This is a genomic window from Paenibacillus sp. p3-SID1389, assembly GCF_025151705.1.
Taxonomy (GTDB): Bacteria; Bacillota; Bacilli; order Paenibacillales; family Paenibacillaceae; genus Fontibacillus; species Fontibacillus phoenicis.
The window spans coordinates 44,513-52,051 of the sequence record NZ_JALXVO010000030.1 but is presented as its reverse complement, the minus strand read 5'-3'; the positions used below and the strand labels follow the sequence as shown (position 1 = coordinate 52,051).

The following is a 7,539-nucleotide window of genomic DNA, read 5'->3' as shown; positions in this document are numbered from 1 at the left end:
ACAGCAGCGCGGGCGAGGACACCGGCGCCGCGGCGAGCGCGCCGGCGCCGATGTTTGGCTTCGGCTCCGGCAAGGGAGGCTATGCCTCCGGGACGGTCGCCGTCGCCCGCGATGCCGGCCCTGGTTACCGCACCGGCGAGGGCAAGAGCTCGCGGCGGAAGAAGACGTCCGCGAGCGGGATCTTCATCGGCGCCCGCGACGAGGGCGCCGGGGATGCCGCCCCGAGCCGCAAGCGGGGCGGAGGCAAGGGCAAGAGCGGCGGCGGGAACGCCACCGCCGCGTTTGTGCGCAAGAAGAAAAAGTAAACACGTTTCCAGATTATCGATTTGGAGCTAAAGACACCGATGGCGGTGTCTTTTTTTGCTTGCTTGTTGTCCTTCTATAAGGGAGCGAGGAAAATCACAATGTTGTACAATTCGCATGCTAGAAATTGGGATGAAAACGCGTACATTTTCCGGATGCGGGATGATAAGATGATTTTGGGCGAAAGAGGCTGATTCCACCACCAGCTACTTGGAGAAAGGAGGAGAATATGGAGCTTGATGCGAGAAGCAGTCAACTGTTGCGTGAGCTGTTGACCAATCCCGGAATCAAGAACAAGGATCTGGAGCATAAGTACAGCTTAAGCCGAAGGCAGGTGGAGTACAGCCTGAGCAAAATCAATGATTGGCTCAAAGCCAATTATTTGCCGGAAATCAAGAGAAGCAGGACCGGGCAATTTCTGATCGGCAAGGCGCTGTTTACCGCGCTGTCGATGGACCGGGAGCGGAACACGAAGGGCAACTACAATTTGTCCGCGGAAGAACGCGCCAATCTGATTATTTTGATGATGCTGAGCAAAAACGAAGAATTGTCGCTGTTTCATTTTACGCATGCTCTCGGTGTGAGCAAAAATACGATTCTCCGCGACTTGAAAAATGCGCAGGATGCCATAAGCCCGCTGCATTTGGAGATCAAATACTCCAGAATGCACGGCTACTACATCGAGGGAAATGAGTTTAACCAGCGGCAGGCCCTGATCGACATCGTCCACAAAACGCTGGAAACGTATGGTGGAGAGAACTGGCTCAGGGAGCTTGCCGGAGCCGCTCCTTCCCAAGTCGCCGCCCTTCGCCGCAAAATCGAAGCGGTGGAAAGCAAGCTGAACCTGAAATTCACCGACGAAAAGCTGGAGTCCATGCCCTATATTTTGCTGTTGCTGCTCAGAAGAGTGAAGCAGGGGCGAGTTGTCGAGGGGTTCCATATTCACTATGATGAACTGTCCGATACCAAGGAGTACAGGGCCGTGGAGGAACTGCTCAGCGAGCTTGAGCCCATTCCGATGGAAGAGAGAATGTTCATTACGCTGCATCTGCTTACGACCAATATCTCTTCCACCGATTATTTGTCCGACGATACGTTGCCGGAGCTAAACCGGGCGTTGTCCGAGATGCTGTCCCAGTTCGAGCGTAACGCCTGTGTCACGCTGCAGGACAAGGAGCAGTTGCACAACAAAATTTTGCTGCACCTGAAGCCGGCCTATTACCGGATCAAATACCGTCTCTCCATTACGAATCCGCTGCAGGAATCGGTCAGCAAGGAGTTCAAGGAACTGCATCATCTGGTCAAAAAATCTTGCGGCCCTCTCGTGGAACTGATTGGCGCCGAAATACCGGAGAGCGAAACGACTTATTTGACGATGCTGATCGGCGGCTGGTGCACAAGGCAGGGGGACAGCATTCGGCAGAAGATCAGGGCGCTTGTCGTTTGCCCCAAGGGCGTGTGTGTCTCCAGGCTATTGGAGAGCACTTTGCGCGAACTGTTCCCGGAATTCGTCTTTTTCGATGCGCTGTCCGTCCGCGAGTTCCACAATTACGCGCTGGAGTACGATGTCGTGTTCTCCACCGTTTATTTGCCGACCGACAAGAAGCTGTTTCTCATTAAGACATTTCTCGGGAAGGAGGACAGATACAGACTGCGCAAGCAGGTGATGGAGGAGCTCCACGGTTATGTTCCTTCCGAGTTCAACATGGACAGAATCATGGAGATCATCGGAAAATATGCCGTTATCCAAAACAGCCAGTCGCTGCTCCTGGAGCTTAGGCAGTATCTCATGCCTGAACGCGAGCCAAGGAACAACCCCTTTACGGCCCCGGAGATGCCGGACTTAAGCGATCTAATTGTTCCAGATACGATCACGCTGGCCAGATGCGCAAAATCTTGGGAGGAAGCCGTCCGTATGGCCGCGGAGCCGCTGCTGCGCCGCGGCAGCATCACTGCGGGCTATGTGCAGGCTATGTTGGAAGCCAGTGAGAGCAGGGATCCTTACATTATCATCGGCCATCAAGTGGCCATCCCGCACGCCGATCCCGAATGCGGAGTCCATGAAGTGTCCATGAGCCTGCTGCGTCTGGAGGAACCGGTATGTTACGCGGAAGGGTACATGATCCATGTCATTGTGGTCATTGCCGCCAAGGATAAGTACCGGCATCTGCGCTCCTTGAACCAACTGATGAAGCTTGCCGGCAACCAAGAGGAGGTGATGGCCTTGATTGAAGCGGATACGCCCGAGAAAATCCACGAAATCGCCGCCGCATTTTCCATAGATGAAGAGAGAGGGATCGTACATGAGTACCGAATGGCTTGAGGAATCTTTCATTTTGCTTGGCTTGGAGGGAGACAGCAAGGAAGAAGTGTTAAGCGAAATGGCCGGCAATCTGCTGGCCCACGGTGTTGTGAAGGAGAGCTACATCCGGGCGATCATCGAACGCGAGCAGACCTTTCCCACCGGGCTTCCGACCGTGTCCTGCTCCGTCGCCATTCCCCATACCGATATCGAGCATGTGAACCGCAAGGCGATCAGCATCGGCATTTTAAAGCGGCCGGTGGAGTTCGGCATCATGGGCGAAGAGAGCGCGACGACCCCGGTGGAGATCGTATTTATGCTGGCCATGGACCAGAAGAAATCCCAGCTTAGGCTGCTGACGCGCCTGATGCAAATTATCCAGGACGGACGGATGCTTGATGCGCTTCGCCATGGGGAGAGCGCCGCCGCCGTCAAAGCATTGATGAACGACAAATTGCAGCCTGAAGAAATCAAGGAGGTCGAATCATATGACTAAAAAGACCATTCTGGTCGCCTGCGGGGCGGGCATCGCCACCTCAACCATCGTCACTGAAGCGCTCAAGGAATTGTGCAAGGCCAACCATATCGAGGCCAATTTAGTGCAGTGCAAAATTACCGAAGTGCCCTCGCTGGCTGAAGGTGCGGATCTGCTCGTCAGCACGACCATCGCCAACAAAGAATATCCATTTCCGGTCATCAACGCAAGAGCGTTTCTGACCGGGATCGGCATCGACGAAGTAAAAGCCAAAATTTTGCAGGAACTGTTGAAATAATACATTTTTACATTTTGGGGGGATTGGAATGCAAGATATGGTTGGCGCTTTACGCTCATTTTTGGATTTAGGTCCGACCGTCATTTTGCCGGTGGCGATCTTTATTCTGGGATAATCTTCGGGCAGAAGCCGGGCAAGGCTTTCCGTTCCGGTCTGACGATCGGCGTAGGGTTTATCGGCATCTCTCTGGTCGTGGATTTGCTGGTTAATAATCTTGGACCGGCGGCGAACGGGATGGTCGAGCGGTTTGGCATCCAGCTCAACGTGATCGATGTCGGCTGGCCCGGTTCGGCTTCCATCTCGTGGGCTTCGCCGATCGCGCCGTTCATTATTCCGGCAGGGCTATTGGTCAACGTGATCATGCTGGTGACGAAAACGACCAAGACGATGAACGTCGATATTTGGAACTTCTGGCATTTCACTTTTACAGGCGCTTGTGTGTATGCGCTTACCCAAAGCGTCGTTTTAGGCTTGCTGGCTGCGATCATTTTCCAGATTATCGTGCTCAAAATTGCCGACTGGACCGCGCCGATGCTGGAGAGCTATTTCGATTTGCCCGGCATTTCCGTGCCGACGGGCAGCACTGTATCTTATGCGCCGCTCGGCATTCCGCTGGTGAAGCTGATTCAGAAAATTCCGGGAGTGAGCAAGCTGCATGCCGATCCGGAAAGCATTCAAAAGCGCTTTGGCGTCTTTGGAGAACCGATTTTCATGGGGCTGGTGCTGGGGATCGCGCTTGGCATTTTGGCCGGGTACAACGCGGGCGAGGTGATCAAGGTCGGTATGGCGATGGGTGGCGTGATGTTCCTGATGCCGCGGATGGTCAAAATCTTGATGGAAGGTCTGATGCCGATCTCCGAATCGGCCCGCGATTTCCTCAAACGCAAGTTCGGCGCCGACAACGTGTACATCGGGCTTGACGCCGCAGTGGCCATCGGCCATCCGTCGGTCATTGCCACCGCACTGATTCTGGTTCCGATTACTGTTGCGCTGGCGGTGTTCCTGCCCGGCAACAAGGTGCTGCCTTTCGTTGATCTGGCCACGATTCCGTTCATTGTAGCCTTCATCGTCGGCGCGGCCAAAGGCAACATCATCCACTCGGTGATTGCCGGGACCGTGCTCATCGCCTTGTCGCTATATATGGCGACCGACCTGGCGCCGCTGAATACGCAAATGGCGATAGATGCCCATTTCAACATGCCTGAGGGAACAACGCAAATCTCCAGTATCGACCAGAGCGGGAATCTGATCAACTACGTCATATATAAAGTGTTTGCCTTGTTTAACTAAGGGCGGCAAACAACTGCATTCCAGAGCTAATATAAGCTGGCACTTATATTAGCCCGTGTGAAACAACAGTCTTTGCATCCGGATGGCTTGGACAACAAACGGCCTGTTTTTCAAATAAGCTCACCCCGAACAGACGGGAAACGGGCCGTTTATGACCTTTTTTGGGGGCTGCAAAGCTGCCGAATAAACGCGGAAAACCGATCCTTACATCCGCGCTTATTCTTCCTCATTATACCTTATGCAGGCAGCGGCGCACCACCAAATAAATAGATACAAATTGGAGGGGCGAAGATGAAAGCATTGGTTAAAAAGGAGCTTGGATTTGGAAACCTGGAGGTCATGGAGGTCGAGGAACCGCAGATCGGGCCGGATCAGGTCAAAATCGAGGTGAAGTATGCCGGCGTGTGCGGAACGGATCTGCATACCTATGAAGGCAAGTATAAAGTCAAGGCGCCCGTTACCCTGGGCCATGAGTTTTCCGGCCAGGTGGTAGAGGTGGGAGCGAACGTAGAGGGAATCCAGGTCGGGGATCGCGTCACTTCGGAAACGACCTTTTTCATTTGCGGGGAGTGCAGGTATTGTAAATCACGGCAATACAATCTGTGCGCAAGCCGCAGAGGGCTGGGAACCCAGCAAAACGGAGGTTTCGCCAAATATGTCGTCGCCCGCAAAGAAAGCGTGCATAAGCTGCCGGACAACGTGGATTATTTGTCGGCTGCCCTGACCGAGCCTCTTGCTTGCGCGCATCATGCCGTTTCCAAGGCCGGCATTAAGGAAGGCGAGGTCGTTGTGGTGCTAGGCCCGGGACCGATCGGGCTCTTGACGGCGCAGATCGCCAAAAGCCTGGGCGCAACTGTGATCATTACCGGGCTCAGCAAAGATAAGGTCCGTCTCGAAAAGGCGCTTGAACTGGGGATCGACTATGCTGTGAACATCCAAAACGAGGACTTAAAGGAGCTGGCTAACGGGCTGACGAACGGATACGGCGCGGATGTTGTGCTGGAATGCACCGGCGCGGTGCCGGCTGTTGCGATGGGACTGGACGTTCTGGCCAAACAAGGGCGTTATGTGCAGGTGGGCATATTCGCATCGCCGGAAATTCCGGTTGATTTTGAGAAAATTATCCAGAAGGAAATCAGCGTCATCGGCTGCCGCAGCCAGAATCCGTTCGATTGGGAGCCTTCCCTGCGGCTTATGAACGAACAGCGCGTCAACGCGAAAGCGCTGGTGACGCACAAATTCCCTATAACGGAATGGGCTGAAGCGTTTAAGCTGATGAGAAACGGCGAGGCGATCAAGGTTGTTCTAACCCCCGTTTCTTAAAGCAGGGTCTTCAATTTAGCGGAAGCGGGTGATTGTATGGTGGAAAGCTTCCTGGACTATATTTTGGGACCGCACGGCAGGTATGTTAGCGGACTTTTGCTTAAATATCAATTCCCGGCAAGCTGCGCCGTTTTTATCTATGCCATCTTCAAAATCGTTCGTCGGACGGCGCTAAAAAAGCAGGGGACGAAAGGAGAAAACCGATGAATAAGCCGAAGCTGGCGCCATCGATTCTTGCGGCGGATTTCTCCAAACTTGGCAGCGAGATTGAGGCGGCCGACAAGGCAGGAGCCGATATGATTCATATCGATGTGATGGACGGAGCGTTTGTGCCGAATATTACGCTGGGGCCGGACATCATCGCATCCGTCCGCCCCTATACCAATCTGGCTTTCGACGTGCACTTGATGATCGAGGAGCCGCAGCGGTACATCGCCCGTTTTGCCGCTGCAGGCGCCGATATCATTACGGTTCAAGCGGAGGCGTGCCGCCATTTGCACCGGACCATTCAGGAAATTAAGGCTTCCGGCGTCAAAAGCGGCGTCGCTCTCAGTCCGGCGACACCGCCGGACGTGCTGGATTACGTGATTGGAGAGATCGACATGGTGCTGATGATGAGCGTAAATCCAGGGTTTGGCGGGCAAAGCTTCATCCCTGCTGTTCTGGAGAAGATCAGGGCGGTGCGGAAAACGATCGATGCGCTGGGCGTGAGTGTGGATATAGAGGTGGACGGAGGCATCAAGCTGTCCAATGTCGGTAAGGTTGTCCAAGCGGGCGCCGATGTGATCGTCGCCGGTTCCGCTCTGTACAACAGCGAAGGCATCGGGCACAATGCCGCCCGTTTCAGAGCCGCCATGGACAACGCGGCTTTGCCGAAAGGGATGTGACCGCTACACGCTGGTCGCGAATTTTGGATGGGCTGCACCCGGTACGGCGCGCGGCCGGGCGAGGATGCCTTGTGCAGCCGAAAGCGGCGCATCCCAATGATGCACATGGCGCGGGCGATAAATTGGGATGAAAACGCGTACATTCGTAATTTTCACAATGATATGATGAAAATGAGGAAAGGAGGGTGAGACTGTTGCGATGAAGGTTGTCATAGCCAATGACCACGGCGGATTGATGCTGAAAAGGGAGCTTGCGTCCCTGCTGCGGGAAATGAACGCGGAAGTCGTCGACCTCGGTTGCGATACCCAAGATGCGGTGGATTACCCCGACTATGCGATTCGGGCGGCGGCGATGGTCGCCAACGGAGAAGCGGAGCGGGGAATTCTGATTTGCGGAACGGGAATCGGCATGTCGATCGCGGCCAACAAGGTGCCCGGCATTCGCTGCGCGCTCGCGCATGACGTGTTCAGCGCGAAGGCGACGCGGCTCCATAACGACAGCAACATGCTGGCTTTGGGTGAGCGGGTTATCGGGCCCGGATTGGCAAGAGAAATCGTGAAGACCTGGATAGAGACGGAGTTTGAAGGCGGACGCCATCAACGGCGGATTGACAAGGTGTCAAATTACGAGCGTTCCGCCCGATCCGAATAAAGAAAGAGG

At 54.5% G+C, this 7,539-nt stretch carries 6 protein-coding genes and 2 pseudogenes; all 8 read left to right on the top strand.

Annotated features, from left to right (window positions below; translation table 11 throughout):
* Window positions 1-305 (top strand): annotated as a pseudogene (locus tag M3G15_RS13465) (ribonuclease R); the annotation flags it as partial.
* A gap of 227 nt (window positions 306-532) precedes the next feature.
* Window positions 533-2,626, top strand: a complete 2,094-nt coding sequence (locus M3G15_RS13460) for a BglG family transcription antiterminator (protein WP_260071210.1) — start codon at window positions 533-535, stop codon at window positions 2,624-2,626.
* The gene (locus tag M3G15_RS13455; protein WP_009224962.1) at window positions 2,607-3,101 is read left to right on the top strand and encodes a PTS sugar transporter subunit IIA; all 495 of its coding nucleotides are present in this window, start codon (window positions 2,607-2,609) and stop codon (window positions 3,099-3,101) included. Before M3G15_RS13460 ends, M3G15_RS13455 begins: the two co-directional genes overlap by 20 nt.
* The gene (locus M3G15_RS13450) at window positions 3,094-3,378 is read left to right on the top strand and encodes a PTS sugar transporter subunit IIB (protein WP_009224961.1); all 285 of its coding nucleotides are present in this window, start codon (window positions 3,094-3,096) and stop codon (window positions 3,376-3,378) included. Before M3G15_RS13455 ends, M3G15_RS13450 begins: the two co-directional genes overlap by 8 nt.
* A 28-nt stretch (window positions 3,379-3,406) precedes the next feature.
* A pseudogene (locus M3G15_RS13445) lies at window positions 3,407-4,668 on the top strand (PTS galactitol transporter subunit IIC).
* Window positions 4,669-4,959: 291 nt separating this feature from the next.
* The gene (locus M3G15_RS13440) at window positions 4,960-5,991 is read left to right on the top strand and encodes a zinc-binding dehydrogenase (RefSeq protein ID WP_009224959.1); all 1,032 of its coding nucleotides are present in this window, start codon (window positions 4,960-4,962) and stop codon (window positions 5,989-5,991) included.
* Between the two features lie 203 nt (window positions 5,992-6,194).
* Window positions 6,195-6,878: a ribulose-phosphate 3-epimerase gene (gene rpe / locus M3G15_RS13435; RefSeq protein ID WP_260071209.1), complete on the top strand. Its 684-nt coding sequence runs from the start codon at window positions 6,195-6,197 to the stop codon at window positions 6,876-6,878.
* A 199-nt stretch (window positions 6,879-7,077) separates the two neighbouring features.
* The gene (gene rpiB / locus M3G15_RS13430; protein ID WP_009224957.1) at window positions 7,078-7,530 is read left to right on the top strand and encodes a ribose 5-phosphate isomerase B; all 453 of its coding nucleotides are present in this window, start codon (window positions 7,078-7,080) and stop codon (window positions 7,528-7,530) included.
* The last annotated feature ends 9 nt before the right edge of the window (window positions 7,531-7,539 follow it).

Bases quoted from the DNA above. Each gene is read 5' to 3' on its own strand.
- M3G15_RS13460 (WP_260071210.1), top strand. From the start codon at position 533: ATGGAGCTTGATGCGAGAAGCAGTCAACTGTTGCGTGAGCTGTTGACC.
- M3G15_RS13455 (WP_009224962.1), top strand. From the start codon at position 2,607: ATGAGTACCGAATGGCTTGAGGAATCTTTCATTTTGCTTGGCTTGGAG.
- M3G15_RS13450 (WP_009224961.1), top strand. From the start codon at position 3,094: ATGACTAAAAAGACCATTCTGGTCGCCTGCGGGGCGGGCATCGCCACC.
- M3G15_RS13440 (WP_009224959.1), top strand. From the start codon at position 4,960: ATGAAAGCATTGGTTAAAAAGGAGCTTGGATTTGGAAACCTGGAGGTC.
- rpe (WP_260071209.1), top strand. From the start codon at position 6,195: ATGAATAAGCCGAAGCTGGCGCCATCGATTCTTGCGGCGGATTTCTCC.
- rpiB (WP_009224957.1), top strand. From the start codon at position 7,078: ATGAAGGTTGTCATAGCCAATGACCACGGCGGATTGATGCTGAAAAGG.